Raw genomic sequence first — 23,775 nt, 5'->3', positions numbered from 1 at the left:
TGGGTAGTCCATGGTAAATAGTCCATAGACCATGGTTCATTGTTATTTGTAAGAGAATAAAAAAGACGCAAATATGCGTCTCCCACAATTCAATTATTTAAGCAATCCATGGACTATCGACCATCGTCCATGGACCAAAGAACTACGGATTCAAACTATTGTTCCCGCCTTCGGCTACATTACCGCCTCGACCTTTTACATCAAACGCGCGGAACTTGATCACGCCGCCGCTGTAGTTCACCGGACCGGTATATACTTTGCTTTTATCATCAGGGTCTTTACCATTGGTGGTGTAACGGATGGTTAGGCCGGGATAATCCACATTGCTCAGGTATTTGCCGTCTTGCAGACTGATGCCCGGTTTAGGGATACGATAATAATAGCCCCCTTCATAGTAGCTTAAGCGCGGCAATTCACGTTTACCCAATACATTCAGAAAGCCCGACCATGCGGCTTCATATTCCTGTTTCGCTTTCACTGGATCTTTTTCGGTTGCCCATTGCGGATCTGGAGCCCAGGCACGTTCGGCCAAGGCCAACAAACGAGGGAATATCATATAGTCCATACGCTCAGTACTCTTCACGGTTTCGGCCCAAAGCGCGCCTTGTAGGCCTACAATATTCTCTTTACCATAATCTGTTAAGCGCTGTTTGCCTATGAATAACGATTGCGGAATAGGATTGCCATTTCTATCCACATCGGCATTTTTGAAATAATCAAAAGGGACAAAGGAATAGAATTTATCGATACCTAAAAACGCCCCCCAGTAATAGCCCGGCTCATCAAATGATTTATAGTTAGCCATATCAAAGTACAGGTTGGTAACGCAGGTGAGCACTACCTTGTAACCGGCATTGGCTAAGCGATAGGCCAGATCTTCCTGCCCACCGCCCAGTACGTTGTTCCATACGTCGGCTTGCAGGTGTTCTTTGGTAAAATCGGGATTGGGTACATAAGTAGGATGACCATCCAATGTGGTTTTACGCAGGGCCATTTCTTCCCAGCCCGAAAGGCGCAAACCTTTGGCTTTTAATATATCATTCACCCGGCCGTAAAAATAATACCACAGATCGTTGGTACTTTGGATTTCCGGGCGGCTTGCTTTTAGCGCCAGGTAAGCAGGCGATTTTTCCCATACATGCGCGGGCACTTCATCACCACCGAAATGGATGGTTTGTAATGGTGCCCCGGCCTCTTTGTACAGCGCGGCAATATCGCTCACCACTGTTTCTACAAAATTATAGGTGGATGGCAATGACACATCGATCACGTTATCGTTCCAGTACTGTACCGAGCGATATTCGGATTTATCGTTCAGATCGCGCAGCAGGTATTTTTCGGCCTCGGCTTTTTTGCCTTCGGCCAACAAGCGATCATACCGGGCATCCATGGCTTTGATAGGTGCGCGGGCATGGCCGGGCGTTTCAATTTCGGGGATCACCGCGATATGGCGATCGGTAGCGAATCTCAAGATCTCCAAATAATCTGCCCGGCTGTAAAAACCCGTGCCAACGGTATTATTTACATCGGGCCCGGAACCATGCGAGGCTGGTAAAAAATGCTTGCTATCCAAAGTATGACCACGTTTACTGCCAACGGTAGTTAGTTCGGGTAATGAAGGGAGTTCTAAACGCCAGCCTTCATCATCGGTTAAATGCAGGTGCAGGGCATTCAATTTGTACAGGCTCATGGCTTCCAGCAGTTTCAGCACCTGTTTTTTGGGCTGGAAATTGCGGGCCACATCCAGCATCACGGCACGATAACCAAAGCGGGGAGCATCTTTTACATCAACACCGGGAATCTGTACCGATTTTTGTTTTTTGGCAAAAGCGGCAGCCGGTATCAGCGACCTTAACGACTGAACACCATAAAAAGCGCCCGCACCACTTGAAGCGTTAATGGTAATGCCTTGCGGGCTTACTTTTAACTCATAAGCTTCGGGAGCAAGACCGTCAACCTTGGTCAAACTAATAGTGGTAGTTTTAGAGGTTCCAACGATCGGCCCAGTCAATAATTGATTCAGGTCGGACTTCAACTGAGCAGCTTCTTTTGCAAAATCTTTATCGGCAATAATACTTACCTTATCATCCAGCGTAAATGCGCCGCCTGTTTCCTGGTAACTTGCTGGTGTAGGAAAAACTTTGGGCAGCTGGTCGGCCGGGATGTCGGCAATATTTTTATTCCTGTCGAAAACAATTTCGGGGGTAATCAAACCCTGGTAAGTAGGTTTATAAGGCTCTACAGTAAACGAGGTGATGGAATATCCTTTTTCGGGCTGCGCATCCCAAACCAGGTAAATACCTTCGGGGGCATCGGTAGCGTTCACTACCGGGTCGTCATTAACATATTCAATCCGGGTTGACGCACCAGGCTTCAGTTCCTTAAAACCATCTGTCGGGGTGATGCTGTACAGATCACCATTTACCTGGTTTATTTTAGCGTTGTTACTTACGGCATGCTCGGCAAAACCCCGACCAGAGTTAAAGTAGAATTTCCAGCCACCTGCAGGTAAAACTTCATGCCCGCTGTTGGTGATGATCAAAGCAGTAAGGGCCTGATTCTTATTCTGGTAATTGTTATCAACCACCTGCCAGGTAATGCGCAGATCGGCTACATTAAACTTGATATCATGATGAAGGGTAAAGGCCGTGCTCATGAAAAATGCCACGACCAGCATTGTTGTAAAGATTTTGCGCATAAGTTAGTAAAGGTTGGTATGGAACTGAATGGTAAATATAATTTAACATTTCAACTTTAGCTAACTTTTTAAAAAAATTTAAGAAGATAAAACGCGTCATTGGAGCGTAGCGTGGCAATGACGTGGTGGTAGCAGGAGTTTATATCGGTTGAGGTATTTCTACCTATACCCCAAACCTTATCCAGCCTTCGCCTTCATAACCAAAGGCAAACTGTTTAGGGCGGAGTATCTCGGCCAATATCTCGATAGAATCAACTATACGCGGACCGGGACGGTTAAAGTATTGGTTACCATCAACTATAAAAAGCTGATTATTTTTGATGGCCTTAAGTTCGGTAAAGCCGGGCAGGCTCATTAAAATATCTATTTCTTTAAGTGTCCTTTCAATAGAGAAACCACAGGGCATCACCACCAAAAATTCGGGATCCTGTAGGCGGATATCGTCCCACTGCACATAAGGTGAATGTTTGCCATCCTCTGCTACCAGTATGGGGGTTCCGCCGGCAATTTTCACCAGGCCGGGTACCCAGTTCCCGGATATCATCATTGGGTCGAGCCATTCGATACAAGCTACCGTTGGCCGGGCTTCACTGAACTTTAGCTTATGTTTGATGATATCTATCCGTTCAGTCAGATTTTCCACCAACTCTTCGCCTGCTTTGGGAACGTTCAGCGCTTTGGCTATGGTGATAATATCATTCAAAATATCATCCAGGCTATTGGGTTGCAATGAAATAATGCGGGCCTTTTTTTCCAGGTAATCATCCAGCGCCAATTCCACATCGGCCAGGGAAACGGCGCAAACCTCGCACTGATCCTGCGTGATCACCACATCTGGAGCCAGCTCTTTGATCTGCTCGCGTTTTACTGTGTATACAGACAAAGCTTCGGTGAGGATCTCTTTTACCTTTACATCGATCTCCTTACTGCTTAAATTATCCGGAAAATTAGCCTCAGTACATACCGGCAGCTGTTTTACAGACGCGGGATAATCGCATTCGTGCGAGCGCCCCACCAGGTTATTTTCAAGCCCCAGGGCACAAATGATTTCGGTAGCGGACGGCAGTAAGGAAACTATTTTATCAGTTGACATGTTGTAAATGTGCGGATATGCGGATGTGCAAATGTGCAGATGATTTATTTGATGTGCAAATGAGAGATTAAATGTGCTTATCAGGGTACGGGTAAAATCTGCATATCTGTAATCTGCACATCCGCATATTTGCACATCCATCATTTACCGCTTATCTTTGCACCAATGATATTCCTAACCTTTTTTATCGGGATCATCGCCAATTTTATTGGTTACATCCCGCCCGGAAACATCAATCTTACGCTGATACAGATCACCATTAACCGGGGGATGAAAGAGGCCATTCGCTTTATTACCGCTTTTTCATGTGTTGAGTTTTTCTTTACCTACTTTATCATGCACGCCGCCCGCTGGTTATCGGGAGAGCTGAAATTAGCTGTAATTATCGACTGGATCATGGTGATCCTGTTTGGTGTTTTGGGAACCATTACCTGGATAAACCGCAATAAACCACCCGAGACCAATTATTCCGAACATGCCAGTATCAAATACGGTATACTGCTTGGCTTTTTAAACCCCATGCAGGTACCTTTCTGGATGGTGACCGGAACTTACCTCATCACCCATGAATGGATATTGGATGGCCGGGTTGCCCTCATTATTTTCAGCATCGGCTCTGCTGCAGGAGCGTTTTTGTGTTTGTTTCTGTATGCCCGGTTTGCCAAATTCATGCAGGAAAAATTTGCGCTGAGTACGCGTTTCATCAATACGGGTATCGCTATCCTGTTTTTCTCTTTCGCGGGATACCATATCGTGAAACAGATCTACTTGTCGTTTTTTAAACATTGATATCTGTGGGTTAGACTCACCAATTGGCCCTTTGCTTTTTTAGTTCTTATTGCTACTTTAACGCCATGCATCATCCCGAAGAAAACCCCTGGAAAATAACCTCAGAGAAAAACGTTTATGATAACCCCTGGATAAACGTTACCGAATACCAGGTCATCAATCCGTCGGGTAATCCGGGCATTTATGGCAAAGTTCACTTCAAAAATATAGCCATTGGCGTACTGCCGCTTGATGATGAACTGAATACTTACCTGGTAGGGCAGTTTCGCTTCCCGCTGAATCAATATAGCTGGGAAATGCCCGAAGGTGGCGGCCCCGAAGATACCGATCCGCTGGAATCGGCCAAACGTGAGTTATTGGAAGAAACTGGTCTTAAAGCCGCGCGGTGGACCGAAATTCAGCGCATGCACCTCAGCAATTCTGTAAGTGATGAACTGAGTATTATTTACCTGGCCCGGGAACTTAGCCAGTTTGAGGCCGAGCCTGAAGATACCGAACAACTCATCATTCAAAAAATACCTTTTGCCCAAATGTATCAAATGGTTTGCGACGGACAGATCACCGACTCTATGACTGTAGCAGCTGTATTAAAAGTACAATTGCTTTTGACAGAAAATCGCTTATAAAACAGCTCTTTTACTCAAAAAGAATTAAATTTGCTGGTCGATGAAGAAATTTTTAGGCTATATCCTGTCCCCTCTTGCTATTGTAGCATTTTTTCTGGCATTGCTTATTTTTCATCCCATACAATGGGTGAGTTTCCGTTTGTTTGGGTACACTGCCCATAAACGGTCGGTTGATGCTTTAAATTTATGTTTGCTAAGTACCGCCTACCTGCTGGGTAACACCGTTACTTTTATCAATAAGCAAAACCTGCCAATGGGCCGCCCTATTATATTTTTAGCTAATCATCAAAGCCTGTTTGATATACCACCGCTGATATGGCATCTGCGTAAGTATCATGCAAAATTTATCTCTAAAATTGAATTAACCAAAGGCATCCCCTCTATCTCCTACAACCTGAAACATGGCGGAGGCGCCAATATCGACCGTAAGGATTCCCGTCAGTCTATCGCCGAAATTGTAAAACTGGCGCTGCGGATGAAAGAGAATAAATGGTCGGCCGTGATATTTCCAGAAGGCACCCGTTCCAAAAATGGTGAGGTAAAAACATTCCAGGTAGGCGGTATTGCTACCATATTAAAAAAATGCCCCGAAGCTTTGCTGGTGCCCATTGCTATTAAAGATTCCTGGAAAATGATCCGCTACGGTTATTATCCCCTCAATACTTTTACCCGCATGACCTGGGAAGTGCTTGCCCCCATTGAACCCGGCAACGCTCCAATGGAAGACCTGGTACTGGAAGCCGAAAACCGTATTAAAGAAGCGCTGGGCAGTTAATCATTGAATTACTGATTTAGTAAATTAGTGATTTTTCGGAGTATTGTCTGAACCATGATTACGTGGATTAGGGGATTCTCATGATTCTAAAAAAAACAGTAATTCAGTCATTCAATAAATCAGTAATTCAATAATTGTCTTCATAGTAATCCCATAATCCTGAAAATCCTGGTTCAGACAAATCCCCTCCAAATTTCCAACGTGTTAATAATCAGTTAAATGTTAACAAATAAATGACGTGTTGTTTACGTTAATATGAAAGCTTATCGCTTATTTTTATAGACCCATAAAAAAGGTCGGCAAAAATTTACCTAACACAAATTTTATGACCTGGAGAAAATTCAGTGGCGAAGTTATCCAATCGTCCATTTTAGAAGAGGTTGAAAGAGCGATTGAAAGGGAAGCCAGCCTCGGCAACAAACTCAAAGTATGTATCGGCACCGACTCGCAGGTGAAAGGATCTGTAACCGATTTTGCAACCGTTATTGTTTTTTTACGGGAGCAGCGTGGCGGTTTCATGTTCATTCATCAGGAGCGTACCTCGCAAAAAATGAGCATTAAGGAAAGGATGCTGAGCGAAGTACAAAAGTCGATCGATATTGCTTACAAGCTTTGCGATCTGCTCGATCTGTATGATGTTGACCTGGAAGTACATGCCGATATCAACACCAACCCAATGTTTAAATCAAACCAGGCTTTGCATGAGGCTATGGGTTATATTTTAAGCATGGGCTTTGTATTTAAGGCCAAACCCGAAGCCTTTGCCAGCTCTTACTGTGCTAATAAAATAGTGCAGTAAAAAGCGCAAAGTAGCCGCGGCGTATTTATATTTGATTTTTATACAAATCGAACATACCTATGTCGCCACTAATAGAAATCAACGACCCGGCTTTGTCCGGAGCGAATACCATTCTTATCGACGCCCGTGCCGGGCAGGATGCACACCAACGCTACCTTGCCGGCCATCTAAAAAACGCGGCTTTTGTTGACCTTGATAAAGATCTTGCCTCTAAAGTTACCGATGCATCCCATGGCGGAAGACATCCCTTACCCAATATTCGTGATTTTGCAGCGCTTTTGGGCAAGCTGGGCATCAGCCCGCAGAGCCATGTGGTTGTTTATGACGATAAGGCTGGTGCATTTGGCGGTGCTCGTTTCTGGTGGATGCTGAATGCCATTGGTCATACCCATGTACAGGTACTGAACGGTGGTCTGAATGCCGCCATAAAAGCAGGCACTGAATTAAGCACCGAAGAATATACACCAACACCTGTTTCAGCTTATCCTGTAAATGGCGGCTTTGAAGGTACAGTTGATTTGGAAGAAACCGGCAGTGCGGCGCGTAACGAAGACCGCGTTGTAATAGATGTTCGTGAAACACCGCGTTACCTGGGCCAAACCGAACCGATAGACCTGATAGCCGGGCACATCCCGGGTGCACTTAACCTACCCTATATTTACAACCTGGATGCCGATGGCAAATATCTTGCGGCAGATACCTTACGACAGCTTTACAACGATGCCATTGAACAGGTTGATCATAGCCAGGTGATTGTCCATTGCGGCTCTGGTGTTACGGCCTGTCACACTCTGCTTGGGATGGCCTACGCGGGTATCATCGGACCAAAATTGTATGTAGGTTCCTGGAGCGAATGGTCGCGTAGGGATCTGCCCATTGGCACTACGCACCGGTAAATTATCATCCATCAAAACAATTAACGCTTACGGTTTGTCAGCTTATTGATGAAATCATACGTATTAAAAACAGAACAGGCCATACCCATTACTTTGGATATGGCCTGGGATTTTTTCTCGTCGCCATTGAACCTGGCCAGGATAACACCTCCGGATATGGGCTTTGTGGTAACATCTGATTATGCTGCAGATACCAAAATATATCCAGGCATGATCATTACCTATAAAATCGCGCCACTACTCGGTATCACCATGAACTGGATGACCGAAATAACCCATGTAGCCGACAAACAATACTTTACCGACGAACAACGCTTTGGCCCTTACGCCATGTGGCATCATCAACATCATTTTAAAGAGATTGAAGGTGGCGTATTGATGAACGATATTTTACATTATGCTATCCCTTATGGTATTATCGGCAGGCTGAGCAACAGTCTTTTTGTGGCTAATAAAGTAAAGGAGATATTTGAATTCAGGGAAAAGGCGATTGAGGGGATATTCGGGAAGATGCAGAGGACTTAGAAACAAAAGAATAATAAACGCGTCATTGTGAGCGTAGCGTGGCAATCCCAAACTGTACAGAGACAACTTTCAAAGCAACTCTGCTCATCGGGGATTGCCACGCTACGCTCGCAATGACGCGTGGAGAAAGACTTAATAAGCTGAAACCATGTGTACCACGGCTGAAAGCTCGCGGCAGCCTATTTAAAACAATCCAAAAACATCCCGCATCTTATGCCCGTCTTCATCCAGGAACGATTTAGGAACCTCGTGCCCCAGATCTTTATAGATACGGATGGTGGCGTACTTGGAAGGAATGTTATTATAAAATACAAATGAGTTTGCCGGTGGCGCCAAATGATCCAGCAAACCTACACCTACCATGATAGATGATCTGATGTTGGGGGCAAAATTCTTGATATCAAAATAGTCCAGGTTATCCATCACTTTGTTATAGCTCAGGGCGGGCCTGTTATCTACATATTCTTTAATATCATTGATAGGCCATTCCGCAACGCCTGCCAGATCACGGATATCACCCAAAATAGGATTTTGGGCAGATACCAGCTTAATGCGGTTATCTAAGCTGGCCAGTGCCACTGCCAGGAAACCACCCATGCTACCACCCGATATTTCGATACGGGTAGAGTCCAGATCTGGCCTCGAACAGATAAAATCAATGGTACGTACACAATCCATAATAGCGCCACGCAGCACATATTTATTCTTGTCCTCGATATTGAGAGTAATATAATCAGGTCGTTTAGGATGTATCACATCGCGGCTATTACCCTGTCCGCGTACGTTGATAGTAATAATAGCCAAATCTTCATCCTCACCCAGCATGGGTTTCAAATCAACCTGGTAACCGGGCAAACCTACAAACACCGGAAATTTTCGGTTCTTGCTGCTGCCTTTAGGAATGGTGAGCCAGCCCCGTACTGTGATATCATCCAATGATTTCATCTCGAACAGGAAAACACGGCGGTTATCTTTTTCTAGTTCAGGTTTTTCGGTTACTTTATAGTTGGGTTTAACAGCGGCCAGTTGTGATTTAGCCGTTTGCCAGAAACTATCAAAATCAGCCGGGCGCGGGTGGTTTGACCTGATCTCCTTTGGTCGGATACCAAAAACACGCCGGATAGTATCGTCGTAATCAGATACATTGATCATGAAATTGATCTTATAAAAACCCGGTTTCATGGCCGGTATAGTAAAGTTGTAACTATTGCTGCTGTTTTTAGAGATCTTAACGCTGATAGAATCTTTTAACAGGGGTTTACCTGCCGGCGTAGTCACCACATAGGCCACACGCCCTGCCTGATCGGTATGATAGGTGTTTTTTACCTCGAAAGTATAACTGGCGTTTGAATTAAAAATACCATCATCGCTATGCGCTACAAGTGTGGTCACCACCTCTTCATCGGTATTAAATATAGGCTCAGCGCTACTTGTTGCTGCTATACAGAACATACAAAAACTGATGGTCAGGATAAACGTATATCTAAATGTACTTATCGTTTTTATCATCTGGCTATTTACTTGGTATCAATATGATAATTTAACGATGCCGAAACGCTGCTGCCTGCGGCTGTGTTTCTGCCGGTTATAAAAGTTCCGCCGCTTACAAACAGGGCTACCTTTTTACTGAACGAATGACCGTAACTTAACGATACCTGATTAAAAGCAAAGTTTTTACTGGTGTTGGGATTTGGCGAAAAAGCTTTGTTGTTACTGCTGGCATAAAACCCGCCAAAACTTACTGATATCTGCTCCCTGAACTTTTTATCCAATGTTAAACCATAAGTGGCGTTATACCTATCCTGAAAAACCGACTCGTAACCAAAGTATTCGCGCACACCATTTTCCAGTATAAAGTAGCTGTTTTTACCAAACAGATGCCCGCTGCCGGCAAAGGCCAGCCTTAATTCGCCGCCTTTTTGGTTATAACCCAGGTTAAGATTGGTATACATGGGTATAATAGCCGTAGCCTGTAAACTGAAATAGTATTTGTAATTGATGTTGGCCAGGTAATACCGTATGCCTACTTCGGCATCGCCAAAGCCCGAGTTTTTATAAGTGGCATTGTTATCCTTATAAGTATTAGCTGCGTAAGGAATCAGCGCCGACAGGGTAAAACGCCTGCTGAGGCCATACTCTGCATATAGCGATGTACTTAAGGATGAGAATTTTCCGTTGTCGGCAAAAGGGCCTTTATTACTGTTTGAATCCCACTGCTTATTGGCAAAAAAGTAGTTGACCGACGGGGATAAAGTGAGCCTCCCTGGCCTAACCGGGAATCCGCCGGTTGCATAGCTTTCGCTTTGCACTACGATGAGCAGCACACCAGCCAGGAGTAAACATTTATATAAAGTATTTTTAAAGATCATAAATTAAAAGTGCTTGATTTTGATTTGCGGGCATGAAGCAACTCCTTCTTCATATAGTCGCATCATTCCCATCTTCAGGAGATTGCCTCGTTCCTCGCAAATGCCATGTTATTTTTATTGCTATAAATAACTCCCTCAAATCCTTACACGTTATACGGTAGTCTAATACCGTGCCGTAATCAGGGTATGCGGAATTTTTCACGAACCCAAAGGTTTTGAAACATGAAATAGTTAAAATCTACCTCATGTGTGGAATTTGGTACACACACAAATTCTTTATTGGTGCTGCCCAAATGATTAAACAAGGCCATACTACAGCGTGGCGGGCAAAACTGATCCAGCAAACCTATCCCCATCAATACCGGGCATTTAACCATAGGCGCGAAATTTTGCGGATCATAATAATCAAACGTGGCGTAAAACTGCTCCCAGGTAAATTCAGGGTGCTGGTTTTTGTATTGCCTGAACATTTTAAACGGTACTACCTGTTCTTTGTACGACGCCGAGATACTATAATTATCGCGGATGTCGGCATACAAAGGCACCTGCATGGTGAGCACCTTAACCCTTTTATCCAATCCAGCGGTAACTACAGCCAGTGCCCCGCCCTGGCTGCCACCTTCTACAAATATTTTGGAGGTATCGATACCCAAATTGGCATGAGAGTACAAAAAGTCGAGCCCACGGAGGCAGTCCATATAAACTCCGCGATAAATGTATTTGTCTTTATCCTGTATGTTGGTGGTGCTATAATTATCGGTGTTGATATGCACCACATCTTTACTATTGCCATTGCCCCTAACGTTGATATCAAACGCGATGTAGTCGTCGTTGTCCATATTGGGTTTCAGCTCCACTACGTAACCTGGCACACGGTAATGCACCGGGAATTTGCTGCCATCGGTAGGTACTACCATCCAGCCGCGGATAAGGAGATTATCGTACGATTTCATCTCTACCGAGTATACTTTTTTGTATTTGGTTGACAGATCCGGCCGGAATATTACCTTGTACTGCGGCGATACTTTTGATAATTGCCGGCGACTTTCCTGCCAGAACTCATCAAAATCATCAGGTTTATGCAGCTGTGAGGTAATAGCTTCCGGGTTCACGCCAAAAACCTTGCGTACGGTATCATCATAAGCCGACAGGTTAAACATAAAGTTGATATGATAAAACCCCGCGGCTTTAGGATCAACTTTTACACTCATACTCTTAGAGCTCCCCGCTCCTACAGAAAAATCGGATGTATTTTCGAAAATCTTTTTACCATCATCAGAAGTAACGATGTAGGAGAATTTTCCTTCCTGCTTTTCATGGTAAGTGTTTTTTACGCTTAGTTTGTAGCTGATCTCCTCACCCGATTTAAACAAACCGTTTTTGTTAGCCGGCTTAGCATCCAGTATCACTTCGCCTTCATCGTTTTTTTGTTGCAGACACAAGGCATGGACATCAGCTCCCGGGATAATCACGGTCAGCAGCATAAACAAGGTCCATTGTAAATATGTATTGATGTTACGCATAGCTGATATTTATATTTTTATAATTGCCAAAACAGAACCTCCATAACCAACACCTGTATTTTTACCAAACGGTGTATAATAGCCTCCTATAAATGTGGAGAACCTGCGGGTAAATTGATGCCCATAATTAAGTGATGGCTTAAAAAACGCGTAATCGCGGGCATTGTTGATATTAGGGTTGAAAGCTTTATTGGAACTGAACGACCGGAAAAACAACAGCTCCAGGCTCAACTGATCATGATGACTGATGGGATAACCCACCGTGGCACCAAAGCTTAGTTGATCGGGCCCCTGCACATCAAAATATCTGCGGTAAGCCAGTTCGGTATTAAAATAACCTTTGCTGGCGATAGATTTGGGCAGATTACCGCAATACATCAGTTTTAGTTCGGCGCCGTAGCTGCCCAAACCTAGTTCCAGGTTACGGTTATAGAGCGGAGCAATACCAGATACCTGTACCGATAAATAACGTATATAATTAAAATTAACCAGGTTATAACTCAATCCCATGTACAAATCGCCCAAACCCTGATTGGTTATCTGAGTGCCATCTGCCAGTTTGTTTTTCGTATATACATAAGGCACACTGGCAATAATATCCAGCCGGCGCGAAATACCATAACCTACGTACAAGTTACCCGAATAAGAAGTGAAACCTGTGCCCGGTTCGCCTTTAACCCGATGGCCATCTCGATCGAACCTGTCAGTTTGATGGTACAGGAACATAGAAGGGATCACGATATCCCGGTATTTACCTATGGGCCAGCTCGCAAATGATCTATAGGGATTTGCTCCTATAAAAATCAATGTACATAAGCAGGATAGTATCAGTTTTTTCATCTTTAGTTCAGGTGGCTCTTTAAACAATTGATTTGGTATGACTTGGTTTATACTTGACCAAAAAATTCGACCGGCGGATATAGTGGTTCAATGGCTCCTCAATAAGTTTAAACAAGGTTACAGACAGTATATTTAGTACGATGAAAGCATACAGCAAGTTCAAACTGTCATATTGAAAAGGTGAGTGCCATGCTACCCCCCACTTGTCATACAGTTCAAAAACCTGGTCGTTTAAATGATCAAACCAGGCGTGCATCAGGTTATATATCCAGCCCAGGTGTATAAGGTAAAATATATAGGAGCTTTTTCCCAGCAATTCAATAAATGGCAATGCCAGGAATTTTTTAAACAAGGTGGTTTCGGTAAGTATGCCATAAAAGAACAGGGCCACCGCTATACATAAAAGATAATTGTTGACCACAACACCAACCGGGCTCTCTACACCCGCAGCCCAGCCTTTTGGGATAGGCTGCAGTGCCATTATAAATACGCACACAAATATGAGCAGAAAACCGGTATAAGTATAGTTTACTTTATTGGTACGGGTAAAACCCTTGTTGAGCACATAGCGGGCCAGTTGTATCCCCACAAAAAATTCAAAACAACGCCCCAGAAAAGTGAACAGCATCACAAAGGTAAAGTTACCAAAGAAGCCATGCCAGTTAATATGACTGAATATAAAGTACAGCAGAATCCCCGTTAAAGTGAGTACCACCGGCTGGATATAGAATTTACCAAAACGCTTGGCGATCAAAAATATAACCGGTGCCGAAAAGTAAAAACACTCCTCCACCGTTAACGACCAGCCCTGGGCAATGCCCGTATCCCAAAATTGATAAAAGAACCCGCGCACAAACGTAATGTTCATCAGCATGAGCGCGATAGGGTGCTCGTATCCTTTGGTAATGGCTTCGTCCTTAGTAATAAAGTAGTAAACAAAGGCGGCAACGGTAAGTAAAAAATACATAGGATATATGCGGGCCACCCTGTTTTTGAGGTATTGCATAAACCAGGGCTTACTTAAACCATCAAACTTCTGGTAATACCTGAACGTGATGAGAAAGCCCGAAAGCACAAAGAAAATGCTTACACCAATGTGGAACTCGCCCAAAAAGCGTTGCACAATGTGAGGAAAACTTTCATCAAAAACATAGGCAAAATGAGATATGAAAACCAGGTAAGCGGCCATTGCCCGTACACCGGTTAAAGCAGGAATGTAATTAGATTGCGCTCGTTGTGACAAATCAGGTATAAATTTAACTAATAAACCATTATTTTATAACTAAAGGTTTACAAATCTGATACCAATTGTCCGAATCAGAATTAACAGGATTTAAGAATTAACAGGATCAAGGCATATAATTCTATTCAGAAAATCCTAAAATTCTGTAAATTCTGATTCAGACAGCCGAGCCCTGCACAACACCACGGCTCAGGATCCGCTGGTCAATGTAGTATTGGATCTCTGATTTTTTGAGGCCCCAGTTGGGTGCTATCAGCAATTCGCGGTCGCTCAGGCCAAAAAGGCGTTGTATAACAATATCGGGACGTACACGAGGTAACAGCTCGCACAAGAAATCGGCGTACTCATCAATGCTGAAAACCTTAAAGGGTTCGCGCTTGTATTTTACCCCCATTACCGAGCCCTCCACAATGTGCAGGTGATGGAATTTTACGAATTTAATTTGCGGAAAACGGTTGATCTCATCGGCGTATTTCAGCATCATATCATGCGTCTCCCATGGGAAACCAAATATGGTGTGCACGCAAATATCCAGTTTGCTGTTCTCAACCAGCTTCAAAGCTTTTACCAGTTCTTCATGGCTGCAGCCACGATTGATCTGCGACAGGGTATCATTATAAATAGACTCCATACCCATCTCCAGATCCACATCAAAACGGTCGGTATAGCTTTCGAGCAAAGCTACCTTTTCCATGTCGATACAATCCGGGCGGGTGCCTACACTCAATCCTACAATATCTTCGGTACCATAGCTCAAGGCCTCATCATACATCATTTTTAAATAATGTGCCGGGGCGTAAGTATTGGTATTGGGTTGAAAGTAAATAATGAATTTATCGGCCTTATTGCCTTTACGGGCACGTTCCATACCTTCTATTACCTGCTGGCGAACAGTGGGCGCGTTACGGCTTACCGATGGCGTAAAGGAATCTACATTACAATAAGTACAACCGCCATAGCCCTTGGAGCCATCACGATTGGGGCAGGTAAAACCACCGTCGACAATTACCTTAAACACCCGCTGCCCTTTATATTTATCGCGCAGCCACGGGCCATAATTGTTATAGCCCTTTTCCCATACTCCTGTTGTTGACTCTGTTACCTGCATTTGCGGCAAAGATACAGATTTTTTTAAGGCGCAGGAGTTCTGTTGTGAGGTTCTGAAATGACAGGAGGGCAGGATATGATGAATTTGCTTGTTGCTAAATAAATGCTCAACTTTAAATTCAGCATCTACCTATAAAATATGGCCCAAGTTTCGCACCCCTTCTGGGGGACAGTAAAATCTGATGCAGGTGGCGATACATCTGACATATCATTTCATCACCCCTTTTTCGGGCCTGGTAAAGTCAATGTCCTTTTAGGTAACCACCAGGTATTTTTAACAGATGAAGAACGCCGCTTAAACCCAGGGCAGTTTTATAAACCCAGTGGAATTAAACTTGACGAGACTATACTTAGTGAATTTGCAGATACCTACACCAAATTTATTGAACGTATTGATATAAACCTGGAATTGCTGCAACACGTTTTTTTCCGATTTTACAGGGAATGGCTGCTACCACAGTTACCCGAATTTTTTGATGAGTTTATCGTTATAGAAACCATTGAGAAACATAATAACTGTATTAAATCGCTTGCCCTCATCAGGGTGGAATCCGGCAAAAGTATAAGCTTGCGATTTGCATATCCCCTGTTTTGGGCGCCTTACCTTGATGTAGATTTTGTAAACGGTAAACTGGATAATATTGCCGGCGAAAAAATTAATGATAACTGGCTGCCTTAATAATCTTATCCAAAAAATGCTTTACCAAACCTGGAATTTACGCTGCATACCGTTTTTTAAGGAAGAAATAACAGAGGATGACCTGGGCAAAACCATCTATCCATCTATCAAGGAATTTCAGCAGACTGATATTTATACGCCGGAGCTAAGAACACTTTTGATAAGCTATGTAAGCAACTGTAAAGATATTGTAGCCACCACCTTAAAAAGATACAATCCATATCAGCAGCAATTTCACATGGGCCTCGCGTACTATACCGATGGCGAAATTATATTTAACAATTTCCTGATGGATTATATCCTACGTGACGACTTTGCTATTCCGGCGGCATGGCTGGAGCTTATTAAAAAGAAGGATTTCAAGGTAGATCCGTTCACGCTTGATTTCGATCTGATAACCAGCGGCAAAATTGATATATTTCAAACAGTAAATGAAACCTTTGATCAATTGCCAACCATACAAAAGGTCATGAAAATTTAAAACAGAAGTAATTTATTTATATCACAAACCTTAACCAATAAAATTATGAATGGAACAGTGCAATATCTTAACCCCGATGGCCTGATGAAAAACCCTGCTTTTTCGCAAGTGATCACTACGCAGGGAAACGGGAAAACAATTTATATAGGCGGACAAAACGCGGTGAACGCTGCCCGTGAAATTATAGGCAAAGGCAATCTTCAGGCCCAAACCGAGCAGGTAATGCAAAACATCCTCATCGCCCTTGACGCGAGTGGGGCCAGCTTTGAAAATGTGGTCAAATTATCTATACACATCGCGCAGGGGCAAAACCCGGTGGGGGCTTTCCAGGCATCGCAAAAGTTTCTGAATAACCTGGCAAATCCGCCGGTAATAACCGTATTGATAGTGGTCGGCTTTGCCAATCCCGACTTTTTGATTGAGATTGACCTGGTAGCCTTTGTTCCCGAATGATAGTATAGGTAGAGGTAATGGTTTGTCGCAATTTACCCCTGTAAATGTCATTTACAGGCATCACGCCGGGTTTAAATCCCCCCTACCTTTACTAAAAAAAACAATCAGTCATGGAAACTACACAATCACAACCTGCAACTAAAAACAGTAAAGCATCATTTATTACCGGTACCGTTATCAGTGTACTTTGTATATTATTCCTGCTATTTGACGCTATCGGTAAAATCGTACGTGAAAGCCATTCGTTAAGTGGTACAAAACAATTAGGCTGGCCCGAAACCGCCGTACAGCCCCTGGGCATTATTTTATTGATCTGCACAGTGCTGTACATTATCCCTAAAACCAAAGTATTAGGATCAGTTTTACTTACCGCTTATCTGGGTGGCGCTACCGCTACCATGATGCGTGTTGGCTTCCCGCTTTATTTCTCCATCATATTTGGCATACTGGTTTGGGTAGGCGCCTACCTCACCAATAGCAAACTGCGCGACCTGCTGCCATTGGTTAAATAAGTTAGCTAAAACGAGGATGTCACCCTGAGCGCCGTCGAAGGGGAGAACATAGGGGCTTACCCACCATGCTTCGACCGGGTAGCATGACAGCCATCAAAAGAGCCAGAGCCTTGTGCGATTCCTTCTCTCGGGAAGGGGAGGAAGGGGTTTATGGAACGGGATAATCATCGCGCGTAGAAACCCCTCCCTCCCATTGCACTAGCCCCTATGCGCCCCCTCCCGTGGGGAGGGAATTAAAAATGGTTTCTTAGCATTTTGTTTACAAAAGTGGGTTTACATGGTTTACACTTTTTAGGGTTAACATTTATTTATATAACTGAAAATCAATTTATTAAACCAAAATACCCACCAAATATGGTTAACCGTAATTTGTTTAGTATTACTTAAATGACATAATTAATACATAGAAACATTTCTATATATTAATATTTAATTTATCTTTGCATCGTACAATGATCATAGATTAATATGATCGACCGGAAATAATGGACAATAAAAAAATAGAGAAAATATCCCGTGCATTGAGCGACATCAACCGGATAGCTATTTTACAAGAATTTAAAAAAAAGAAGGACTGCCTGTATTGCGCCGAGGTAAATGACTTGTTGGACCTTACACAACCTTCCGTATCTCATCACCTCAAACAGTTGGTTGATGCCGAGTTATTACTGCCCCAAAAAGAGGGCCGCAACCTCAAATATGTCCTGAACCTGGAAGTACTTGACGACTATATAGCCTGTTTAAACAAACTGAAAGATTAGATCCCCCTGCAAAAAAACGGGGTTTAATTTTGACCTAATATATCGAAATATTTGAATATTTAAATACTAAAATCTATGAAAAAATCTATCTATATCATGGCCCTTGGGGCATTCGGCATTATCACTACCGAATTTGGGGTTATCGGAATACTGCCGATGCTGGTGAAGGAGTTTCATATCTCTATTGATACAGCGGGCTGGTTGTTAAGCGCTTTTGCCTTAACTGTTGCCCTGGCAGGCCCCTTCACCAATATGCTTACCGCAAAAATGAACCGCAAAACCATCATGTGCCTGGTTTTAGGGATCTTTGTAATATCCAACCTACTTTCGGCAATAGCTCCAAACTTTATGGTTCTGATGATAGCGCGTATTTTACCTGCGTTTTTACACCCGGTATTCTGGGCGGTATCTATGACCGCCGCTTCTAAACAAGCCGGACCAAAAGACGCGCCAAAAGCCATCGCTATAGTGATGGCTGGTTTGAGTGTAGCTACCGTATTGGGCGTACCATTAACTACTTATATAGCCGATTTGTTTAGCTGGCGGGCCTCATTCGTTCTATCAGCAGTGATCAATCTGTTGGCTTTTGGTGCCCTGGCCCTGTTTGTGCCATCTATGCCGGTTAACGAGGCTGAGGCAAGTCCGAAAAGCCAGGTACAGTTATTGGGCCGGTTACACATATGGGTAAAGCTGCTAACCGCTACCATTATACTGGCCGGTATGTTTGCTACCTATGGTTACCTGGCCGAATACCTGGATAAAGTTTCGCACATGAATGGCGTGCAGATCAGTGTAATGCTGCTGGTGTTTGGTGGTACAGGTATTATTGGCAACTGGCTTACCGGTATAGCGCTGAGCAAAAACATCATGGTAACCAGTCGCTTATTTTTATTGGCATTGGTGGTGATGCATGCGCTTGCCTACCAGTTTGGCGGCTTATTTATCCCGATGGTGATCATTTTATCGGTATGGGGTTTGGTACATACCGGGGGGTTTTTGGTGGCCAACTTGCTGGTTATCGATGGTATACACGGTACCGCTCTTGATTTTATCAATAGCCTGCTGCCATCTTTTTTCAATGCCGGTATTACCTTGGGCACATTATTAGGAGGCTTTGTTATTGCCCATTATGGCATCCACCAGGTGATCTGGATGACGATTCCCCTATTGTTACTGTCCTTTGGTTTAAGCTTTATTAAAGAAAACGCGAAACATAAAGTAATTGAAAAAGCAGCGGAAGAAGAAATAGTGGAACTGGAGTCTATTCCCGTTGCCGTTTGCGATTAATATTTTACTATAAATATAAAAGGGTCACAGGTGCATTGCCTGCGACCCTTTTTGTTTGCTCAGCTTAGCTGTTTGGGCTTTTGATTTTGAGCTGCAGATTCCACAACCTGCAGAAGCCGTAGCTGCCTTGTTTCCGGGCGCTTGGCCAGTACCAGCCATTGCAGGATCCGTTTTTTATCGGATCGGCTCAATCCTAAAAAGTATACTTTAGCTACAGGCTTCTTATCAAACTCCTTTTCCAGATCGGGCGGAATGATTAATTCTTCCACCTCATCCAGGATCGACCAGTAGCCGTTGCTTTTGGCAGTCTCGATACTATCCAACCCGGCTTTGGCCATCAGTCCTTCTTTAATAAACCTTTCTGCTTTCTCTTTATTGATCTTGCTCCATACGCTTTTGGGTTTCCGCTTGGTGAACGATTGCAGGTAGCTTTCTTCGTTAAATGACCGGGCCAGGCTATCGATCCAGCCGTAACAAAGCGCTTCTTCAACCGCCTCATCATGATTGATGCCCTTACCGCCCGCGTTCTTTTTGGAGCATATCACCCAGATGGTTTCGTTACTCTGGCAATTTTTATCCAGCCACTCCCGCCATTGCTGCCTGCTTTCGGGCAAAATTGTGTTTAATTCCTTTGCCATTGGGATTATGCCGTTTCAGCAGCACCCAGTATTTCCAGGTAATGCGGGTTGTACATGATACCCAACACATTGCCAAATGGGTCAATAACCGAGGCTGTTATAAAGCCAATGTCTCCCCGTTTGGTGATGGGTTCATATTCCTTAGCACCCATAGCTATCAGTTTTTTAAATACAGCCTCGATATCATCAACGTGCCAAAACGCGATGGCTCCCCCGGCACCAGTTGCAGCTGCCGCTTTGGGTGCGTATTTACGGTCGATAAAACCCAGCTCATGCTCGTAATCGCCGATGCGGAACTCGATGTAAGCAGGATTACCCGTGGGCGGGAAAGCAAAATAGGCGTCGATGCCCAGGAGTTCGGCATACCATTTTTTCGCGGCGGTCAGGTCGTCGGCAAAAAAACAGGTGGTAGCAAGCCCCCTTAATGTTTGTGTTGCAGTCATTTGATGTGTTTTAAGGTTAATAATAACCAAAGCTAAAAAAGCAAACGGCAACACCGCTTTAGCAGCGTAGTTTATTGATCTTTGACTGAAAAAAGTTGCTTTACGCATATTATCAGGTAATAAATACCTGTTATTATGCTGCCTGGTACAGATTATAAACAGATGTATCCTCCTCACCATCATCACTGATGCAAAATTCTATATAGCCCCCGGCTGGCTGGGATGTGAAGTAAGCATCAATACCCAACAGCTCCGCATAACATTTAGACGCTGCCACATCATCCGCTAAAAAGCGGGCGTTGGCGAGTGTTGTTAATGTATGTTTTGCAGCCATTTTGTTGGTTATTGATTTATTAATAACCAAAGTTAAAACCAGCTACTGACAGCCCTATGTCAACAGGGTTTTACTTTATTTTGTGCAGCGTAAACTTTATATTAGATTGCCAATCAATAAGCCTAAAAGACAAAGATGTTAGACTTTTATTTAATAGATGATCATCAGGCGAAGCCCAATTATCCAGAACAAAAAGACCTTCAATTTATTGGGGAGCTGGATGATCAAACATTTAACAGATTAAAAAACAAAAAAATCATAGCAGATCGCTTTGATTATTATTCGGATTTCAGATGGAATACCGCTTTAATCAAACAAATGTGTGAAACTATTCAGCAAAAACAATTACAAACCGACACTGATGTAAAACAGCTGCTCTCATTACTTGGTATCGCCGGAGAAAATCAAAGTGGATTAATTGCTTATGGGGATTGAAAGTCGGTTATCAGTAAGCGGAATAATATCAACACTAACAGGGCAATGGACAAACAAACATTTATAGCACATTTTAAACTTTTACTAACGCATCTAAAGGATTGGACCTCGCAGAATTGCTTCAATGAGCTATCCGATAATTATGCTTTTACTTTAGAACCAAGCGAACGGACCGACAGTGATCATTTGAGTGATGTCGAGAATATGTATTTAAAAGTTTGGAACAAACTTCAGGGTAAACAAATTTCATTTGAAGAGGTTATAAATCTATTTTATCAGAATGGTAAAACTCCTAAGTGGGTAGACTGTAGTATTTATTATTCAACACCTAATATTACTGTTGTTGATTTACTTTTCAGTAGGCAATTTAAAGATGAAAGTGAAATTTATTACATGGAACGGGGAACCGGTCCGTTTAAGGCTCTTGTCTCAATCCCCCCAGATCATTTAAAAGTTATGAAAGGCGATAAATTTGATGTCAATTGGAAGAAACGTTTAGATGATAGCAAAGGAATACTAAAAACACACAACTTATAATCCCTTTAAAACCCATTTTCATCCAACCAGTTACGGCACCAGTCGAACCATTTATTTTTGCTTTTGGGGTTATCTAACCCAAACCCGTGACCACCGGCCTGAAAAATGTGCATTTCGCTGGGCACTTTGGCATTCAGCAGGGCATTATAAAACAGCAGACTATTTTTTACGGGTACCACATCATCATCTGCCGCATGTACCAGGAAGGTTGGCGGTGTGTTGCCGGTAACATGCTTATCATTACTAAAAAAGTTCAATGTAGCGGCAGGCGCATTTTTACCTATCAGGGTTTCGCGGGTGCCGCTGGCTATACTCAGGTCAAATACAATAACCGGGTATATCAGCAGCATAAAATCGGGGCGCAGGTTTATTTTGCCCTTATTTTCAATTACCGGCTTATCGAAATGCGTCCCAGCCGTAGAAGCCAGGTGCCCACCGGCCGAAATACCCATAAAACCTATTTTATGCGGGTCGATACCCCATTCGACCGCTCGTTGACGTACAATCATCATGGCCTTTTGCGCATCCTGCAGGGGGCCTATGCTTTTATCAACCATAATGGTATCATTGGGCAAACGGTATTTTAATACAAAGGCGGCGACACCTATTTTGTTAAACTCCCTCGCAACCTTCACACATTCATCAATTGCCAAAACAGAGTAGCCGCCGCCCGGACAAATGATCACCGCTACACCAGTTGCCCTGTTTTTCTCCGGAAAATAACCAGTGAGGTTGGGGTCCGTCACATTGCTGATCAGGCCTGAGCTATCCCTTTGTTCCATGAAGCTTGCAGGCGCTTTTCTGGAGTTGGGGATATCTTTCCCATACAAGGGAATTACCTGACCCTGCCCATAGGCATGACCAATAAATAGCACAAAAATGACGAATAGGATGGCTTTCTTCACTGTCCCTGAATTTGTTTGTTTTTATAAAATGACCAATACCGGTTTAATATTATAATTTCATTGGGAGGGGATGTGTGCAGAAATGCTCAATTTCTAAGCGCATTTTCTTAAGCTCAGCGGCTGTACACCATGTGCCGATTTAAACGCACGGCAAAAGGCGCTCACATTTTCAAATCCGCATAACCAGGTTATTTCGTGTACGGGTTTATTGGTCAACCGTAATAGTTCGGCGGCACGCTCAAGCTTTAGCCGGATGAGGTATTGATGGGGTGTTATCTGAAAAACTGCTTTAAATTGCATTACCAGTTGCGATACCGACAGGCAGGCAGCACTGCTTAACATATCCAGATCTGGATTATCCATGTACGAAGAATGCAGCACGTCCTTGGCAATGCATAAGCGCTTGTACACTTCTTTTTGCGTACTTGCTTTAAGGGCATTTACCTTACCGGCATGTTTTGCCTCGGCTTTATGGGTTTGGATGAGATGTCGCAGCAAAAATACCAGGCGTTCGTCCATCAGTGTATTATTGTAACCTTCGGATTCTAATTCGCTTATCAAGCCAAACAATTGCACCTGTAATTCAAGGTCGATATGACTTAGGTTCTGGAAAAACTCAAGTGTATTTTTATCATGGTTAAAAGGATCATCCAATGATATTTCGGTTCCATGCAGCGCATCATAAAATACCGACGACGCAAATTCCTTCTTAAAAAAGACCGACAGGCACCTTACGCTTTCATGAGTATCAATATGGCAGGAATAATTTTGATCGTCGTTCAGTATCAGGAATTGCCCGGGCCTTATGGCTACCTTTCGGTTACTGATACCATACCATTCCTCGCTACTGAGTACTGTTTTGAAAGACAGACAACCCACATGATTATCACAATGGCAATAACTGCTCAGCGCGTTAAAAACGATATTATGTTTTTTGAACTTGCTGAAATGCAACTGCTCATCAAAATCCGGTTTGGTATGATCTGGCAAACTGGTAAAATACATATAGGTAAAATGTAACGTTCAT

Annotated in this window: 27 protein-coding genes; 14 read left to right on the top strand and 13 right to left on the bottom strand. The window is 43.4% G+C overall.

Going from position 1 to position 23,775, the window contains the following annotated elements; all coding sequences use genetic code 11:
• Positions 1-142: 142 nt before the first annotated feature.
• Together ACTJKG_RS27090 and ACTJKG_RS27085 are read right to left on the bottom strand one after the other, a co-directional pair.
• The gene (locus ACTJKG_RS27090) at positions 143-2,698 is read right to left on the bottom strand and encodes a family 20 glycosylhydrolase (protein WP_440740969.1); all 2,556 of its coding nucleotides are present in this window, start codon (positions 2,696-2,698) and stop codon (positions 143-145) included.
• A gap of 163 nt (positions 2,699-2,861) precedes the next feature.
• Positions 2,862-3,791 (bottom strand): cobalamin-binding protein, encoded by a 930-nt coding sequence (locus tag ACTJKG_RS27085; protein WP_172338384.1) that lies wholly within the window; start codon positions 3,789-3,791, stop codon positions 2,862-2,864.
• A 165-nt stretch (positions 3,792-3,956) separates the two neighbouring features.
• Between ACTJKG_RS27085 and ACTJKG_RS27080 the strand changes: the two genes are divergently transcribed.
• The 6 genes from ACTJKG_RS27080 (at position 3,957) to ACTJKG_RS27055 (ending at position 8,201) form a co-directional block, all read left to right on the top strand.
• Positions 3,957-4,580 carry a LysE family transporter gene (locus ACTJKG_RS27080; RefSeq protein WP_172338383.1) on the top strand — a complete coding sequence of 208 codons (624 nt, stop codon included), beginning with the start codon at positions 3,957-3,959 and terminating at the stop codon, positions 4,578-4,580.
• A gap of 65 nt (positions 4,581-4,645) precedes the next feature.
• Positions 4,646-5,206, top strand: a complete 561-nt coding sequence (locus tag ACTJKG_RS27075; protein WP_172338382.1) for an NUDIX domain-containing protein — start codon at positions 4,646-4,648, stop codon at positions 5,204-5,206.
• Between the two features lie 40 nt (positions 5,207-5,246).
• Entirely contained in the window at positions 5,247-5,981 is a 735-nt protein-coding gene (locus ACTJKG_RS27070) for a lysophospholipid acyltransferase family protein (RefSeq protein WP_440740968.1), read from the top strand.
• 325 nt (positions 5,982-6,306) lie between these two features.
• Positions 6,307-6,780, top strand: a complete 474-nt coding sequence (locus tag ACTJKG_RS27065) for a ribonuclease H-like YkuK family protein (protein WP_440740967.1) — start codon at positions 6,307-6,309, stop codon at positions 6,778-6,780.
• A gap of 59 nt (positions 6,781-6,839) precedes the next feature.
• A complete protein-coding gene (locus tag ACTJKG_RS27060; RefSeq protein WP_440740966.1) occupies positions 6,840-7,676 on the top strand; it encodes a sulfurtransferase in 837 nt (278 codons plus the stop codon).
• A 48-nt stretch (positions 7,677-7,724) separates the two neighbouring features.
• Positions 7,725-8,201 (top strand): SRPBCC family protein, encoded by a 477-nt coding sequence (locus tag ACTJKG_RS27055; protein WP_440740965.1) that lies wholly within the window; start codon positions 7,725-7,727, stop codon positions 8,199-8,201.
• A gap of 183 nt (positions 8,202-8,384) precedes the next feature.
• Here ACTJKG_RS27055 and ACTJKG_RS27050 read toward each other — a convergent pair whose 3' ends face one another.
• The 6 genes from ACTJKG_RS27050 to ACTJKG_RS27025 all read right to left on the bottom strand — a co-directional run bounded on the left by ACTJKG_RS27050 (position 8,385) and on the right by ACTJKG_RS27025 (position 15,284).
• Positions 8,385-9,710, bottom strand: a complete 1,326-nt coding sequence (locus ACTJKG_RS27050; protein WP_440740964.1) for an acetylxylan esterase — start codon at positions 9,708-9,710, stop codon at positions 8,385-8,387.
• Positions 9,711-9,718: 8 nt separating this feature from the next.
• Positions 9,719-10,570: a hypothetical protein gene (locus ACTJKG_RS27045; RefSeq protein WP_172338377.1), complete on the bottom strand. Its 852-nt coding sequence runs from the start codon at positions 10,568-10,570 to the stop codon at positions 9,719-9,721.
• 179 nt (positions 10,571-10,749) lie between these two features.
• Complete coding sequence (locus ACTJKG_RS27040; RefSeq protein ID WP_172338376.1) at positions 10,750-12,093, bottom strand: acetylxylan esterase; 1,344 nt, start codon at positions 12,091-12,093, stop codon at positions 10,750-10,752.
• 9 nt (positions 12,094-12,102) lie between these two features.
• A complete protein-coding gene (locus tag ACTJKG_RS27035) occupies positions 12,103-12,933 on the bottom strand; it encodes a hypothetical protein (RefSeq protein ID WP_440740963.1) in 831 nt (276 codons plus the stop codon).
• Between the two features lie 19 nt (positions 12,934-12,952).
• Complete coding sequence (locus ACTJKG_RS27030; RefSeq protein WP_440740962.1) at positions 12,953-14,176, bottom strand: acyltransferase family protein; 1,224 nt, start codon at positions 14,174-14,176, stop codon at positions 12,953-12,955.
• A 157-nt stretch (positions 14,177-14,333) separates the two neighbouring features.
• Positions 14,334-15,284 carry a TIGR01212 family radical SAM protein gene (locus ACTJKG_RS27025; protein WP_440740961.1) on the bottom strand — a complete coding sequence of 317 codons (951 nt, stop codon included), beginning with the start codon at positions 15,282-15,284 and terminating at the stop codon, positions 14,334-14,336.
• A 138-nt stretch (positions 15,285-15,422) separates the two neighbouring features.
• On the opposite strand from ACTJKG_RS27025, the gene ACTJKG_RS27020 reads away from it, so the two are divergent.
• The 6 genes from ACTJKG_RS27020 to ACTJKG_RS26995 all read left to right on the top strand — a co-directional run bounded on the left by ACTJKG_RS27020 (position 15,423) and on the right by ACTJKG_RS26995 (position 19,456).
• Entirely contained in the window at positions 15,423-15,962 is a 540-nt protein-coding gene (locus ACTJKG_RS27020) for a hypothetical protein (RefSeq protein WP_440740960.1), read from the top strand.
• Between the two features lie 16 nt (positions 15,963-15,978).
• Entirely contained in the window at positions 15,979-16,443 is a 465-nt protein-coding gene (locus ACTJKG_RS27015) for a hypothetical protein (protein ID WP_172338371.1), read from the top strand.
• A 45-nt stretch (positions 16,444-16,488) separates the two neighbouring features.
• Positions 16,489-16,896, top strand: a complete 408-nt coding sequence (locus ACTJKG_RS27010; RefSeq protein ID WP_440740959.1) for a RidA family protein — start codon at positions 16,489-16,491, stop codon at positions 16,894-16,896.
• A 110-nt stretch (positions 16,897-17,006) separates the two neighbouring features.
• Positions 17,007-17,408 (top strand): DoxX family protein, encoded by a 402-nt coding sequence (locus ACTJKG_RS27005; RefSeq protein WP_172338369.1) that lies wholly within the window; start codon positions 17,007-17,009, stop codon positions 17,406-17,408.
• A gap of 485 nt (positions 17,409-17,893) precedes the next feature.
• Entirely contained in the window at positions 17,894-18,169 is a 276-nt protein-coding gene (locus ACTJKG_RS27000; RefSeq protein ID WP_172338368.1) for an ArsR/SmtB family transcription factor, read from the top strand.
• Positions 18,170-18,244: 75 nt separating this feature from the next.
• Positions 18,245-19,456: an MFS transporter gene (locus tag ACTJKG_RS26995; RefSeq protein ID WP_440740958.1), complete on the top strand. Its 1,212-nt coding sequence runs from the start codon at positions 18,245-18,247 to the stop codon at positions 19,454-19,456.
• A 59-nt stretch (positions 19,457-19,515) separates the two neighbouring features.
• Here the strand turns inward: ACTJKG_RS26995 and ACTJKG_RS26990 are convergent, their stop codons facing one another.
• The 3 genes from ACTJKG_RS26990 to ACTJKG_RS26980 form a co-directional block, all read right to left on the bottom strand.
• Positions 19,516-20,094, bottom strand: coding sequence for a YdeI/OmpD-associated family protein (locus ACTJKG_RS26990; protein WP_440740957.1), 579 nt, complete (start codon positions 20,092-20,094; stop codon positions 19,516-19,518).
• A 5-nt stretch (positions 20,095-20,099) separates the two neighbouring features.
• Positions 20,100-20,537, bottom strand: coding sequence for a VOC family protein (locus ACTJKG_RS26985; RefSeq protein ID WP_172338365.1), 438 nt, complete (start codon positions 20,535-20,537; stop codon positions 20,100-20,102).
• A gap of 133 nt (positions 20,538-20,670) precedes the next feature.
• Positions 20,671-20,871: a hypothetical protein gene (locus ACTJKG_RS26980; RefSeq protein WP_440740956.1), complete on the bottom strand. Its 201-nt coding sequence runs from the start codon at positions 20,869-20,871 to the stop codon at positions 20,671-20,673.
• Positions 20,872-21,006: 135 nt separating this feature from the next.
• On the opposite strand from ACTJKG_RS26980, the gene ACTJKG_RS26975 reads away from it, so the two are divergent.
• Positions 21,007-21,306 (top strand): hypothetical protein, encoded by a 300-nt coding sequence (locus ACTJKG_RS26975; protein WP_370999057.1) that lies wholly within the window; start codon positions 21,007-21,009, stop codon positions 21,304-21,306.
• A gap of 45 nt (positions 21,307-21,351) precedes the next feature.
• Complete coding sequence (locus ACTJKG_RS26970; protein ID WP_172338362.1) at positions 21,352-21,843, top strand: hypothetical protein; 492 nt, start codon at positions 21,352-21,354, stop codon at positions 21,841-21,843.
• 5 nt (positions 21,844-21,848) lie between these two features.
• Here the strand turns inward: ACTJKG_RS26970 and ACTJKG_RS26965 are convergent, their stop codons facing one another.
• Together ACTJKG_RS26965 and ACTJKG_RS26960 are read right to left on the bottom strand one after the other, a co-directional pair.
• A complete protein-coding gene (locus ACTJKG_RS26965; protein WP_440740955.1) occupies positions 21,849-22,748 on the bottom strand; it encodes an alpha/beta hydrolase in 900 nt (299 codons plus the stop codon).
• 93 nt (positions 22,749-22,841) lie between these two features.
• The gene (locus tag ACTJKG_RS26960) at positions 22,842-23,753 is read right to left on the bottom strand and encodes a helix-turn-helix transcriptional regulator (protein WP_172338361.1); all 912 of its coding nucleotides are present in this window, start codon (positions 23,751-23,753) and stop codon (positions 22,842-22,844) included.
• Positions 23,754-23,775 lie beyond the last annotated feature (22 nt).

It is taken from the genome of Mucilaginibacter sp. 22184 (assembly GCF_052045695.1).
Classification (GTDB): domain Bacteria; phylum Bacteroidota; class Bacteroidia; order Sphingobacteriales; family Sphingobacteriaceae; genus Mucilaginibacter.
The sequence above is the reverse complement of the archived record's forward strand: the minus strand, read 5'-3'. Positions and strand labels throughout refer to the sequence as shown.

Excerpts from the sequence above, each read along its gene's own strand:
- ACTJKG_RS26975 (WP_370999057.1), top strand. The coding sequence starts at position 21,007 with ATGTTAGACTTTTATTTAATAGATGATCATCAGGCGAAGCCCAATTAT.
- ACTJKG_RS27070 (WP_440740968.1), top strand. The coding sequence starts at position 5,247 with ATGAAGAAATTTTTAGGCTATATCCTGTCCCCTCTTGCTATTGTAGCA.
- ACTJKG_RS27055 (WP_440740965.1), top strand. The coding sequence starts at position 7,725 with ATGAAATCATACGTATTAAAAACAGAACAGGCCATACCCATTACTTTG.
- ACTJKG_RS27075 (WP_172338382.1), top strand. The coding sequence starts at position 4,646 with ATGCATCATCCCGAAGAAAACCCCTGGAAAATAACCTCAGAGAAAAAC.
- ACTJKG_RS27035 (WP_440740963.1), bottom strand. The coding sequence starts at position 12,933 with ATGAAAAAACTGATACTATCCTGCTTATGTACATTGATTTTTATAGGA.
- ACTJKG_RS27085 (WP_172338384.1), bottom strand. The coding sequence starts at position 3,791 with ATGTCAACTGATAAAATAGTTTCCTTACTGCCGTCCGCTACCGAAATC.
- ACTJKG_RS27065 (WP_440740967.1), top strand. The coding sequence starts at position 6,307 with ATGACCTGGAGAAAATTCAGTGGCGAAGTTATCCAATCGTCCATTTTA.
- ACTJKG_RS27045 (WP_172338377.1), bottom strand. The coding sequence starts at position 10,570 with ATGATCTTTAAAAATACTTTATATAAATGTTTACTCCTGGCTGGTGTG.
- ACTJKG_RS27015 (WP_172338371.1), top strand. The coding sequence starts at position 15,979 with ATGCTTTACCAAACCTGGAATTTACGCTGCATACCGTTTTTTAAGGAA.
- ACTJKG_RS27050 (WP_440740964.1), bottom strand. The coding sequence starts at position 9,710 with ATGATAAAAACGATAAGTACATTTAGATATACGTTTATCCTGACCATC.
- ACTJKG_RS26990 (WP_440740957.1), bottom strand. The coding sequence starts at position 20,094 with ATGGCAAAGGAATTAAACACAATTTTGCCCGAAAGCAGGCAGCAATGG.
- ACTJKG_RS27000 (WP_172338368.1), top strand. The coding sequence starts at position 17,894 with ATGGACAATAAAAAAATAGAGAAAATATCCCGTGCATTGAGCGACATC.
- ACTJKG_RS27090 (WP_440740969.1), bottom strand. The coding sequence starts at position 2,698 with ATGCGCAAAATCTTTACAACAATGCTGGTCGTGGCATTTTTCATGAGC.
- ACTJKG_RS27005 (WP_172338369.1), top strand. The coding sequence starts at position 17,007 with ATGGAAACTACACAATCACAACCTGCAACTAAAAACAGTAAAGCATCA.
- ACTJKG_RS26970 (WP_172338362.1), top strand. The coding sequence starts at position 21,352 with ATGGACAAACAAACATTTATAGCACATTTTAAACTTTTACTAACGCAT.
- ACTJKG_RS27080 (WP_172338383.1), top strand. The coding sequence starts at position 3,957 with ATGATATTCCTAACCTTTTTTATCGGGATCATCGCCAATTTTATTGGT.
- ACTJKG_RS27020 (WP_440740960.1), top strand. The coding sequence starts at position 15,423 with ATGGCCCAAGTTTCGCACCCCTTCTGGGGGACAGTAAAATCTGATGCA.
- ACTJKG_RS27040 (WP_172338376.1), bottom strand. The coding sequence starts at position 12,093 with ATGCGTAACATCAATACATATTTACAATGGACCTTGTTTATGCTGCTG.
- ACTJKG_RS27025 (WP_440740961.1), bottom strand. The coding sequence starts at position 15,284 with ATGCAGGTAACAGAGTCAACAACAGGAGTATGGGAAAAGGGCTATAAC.
- ACTJKG_RS26980 (WP_440740956.1), bottom strand. The coding sequence starts at position 20,871 with ATGGCTGCAAAACATACATTAACAACACTCGCCAACGCCCGCTTTTTA.
- ACTJKG_RS26960 (WP_172338361.1), bottom strand. The coding sequence starts at position 23,753 with ATGTATTTTACCAGTTTGCCAGATCATACCAAACCGGATTTTGATGAG.
- ACTJKG_RS26995 (WP_440740958.1), top strand. The coding sequence starts at position 18,245 with ATGAAAAAATCTATCTATATCATGGCCCTTGGGGCATTCGGCATTATC.
- ACTJKG_RS26985 (WP_172338365.1), bottom strand. The coding sequence starts at position 20,537 with ATGACTGCAACACAAACATTAAGGGGGCTTGCTACCACCTGTTTTTTT.
- ACTJKG_RS27010 (WP_440740959.1), top strand. The coding sequence starts at position 16,489 with ATGAATGGAACAGTGCAATATCTTAACCCCGATGGCCTGATGAAAAAC.
- ACTJKG_RS27060 (WP_440740966.1), top strand. The coding sequence starts at position 6,840 with ATGTCGCCACTAATAGAAATCAACGACCCGGCTTTGTCCGGAGCGAAT.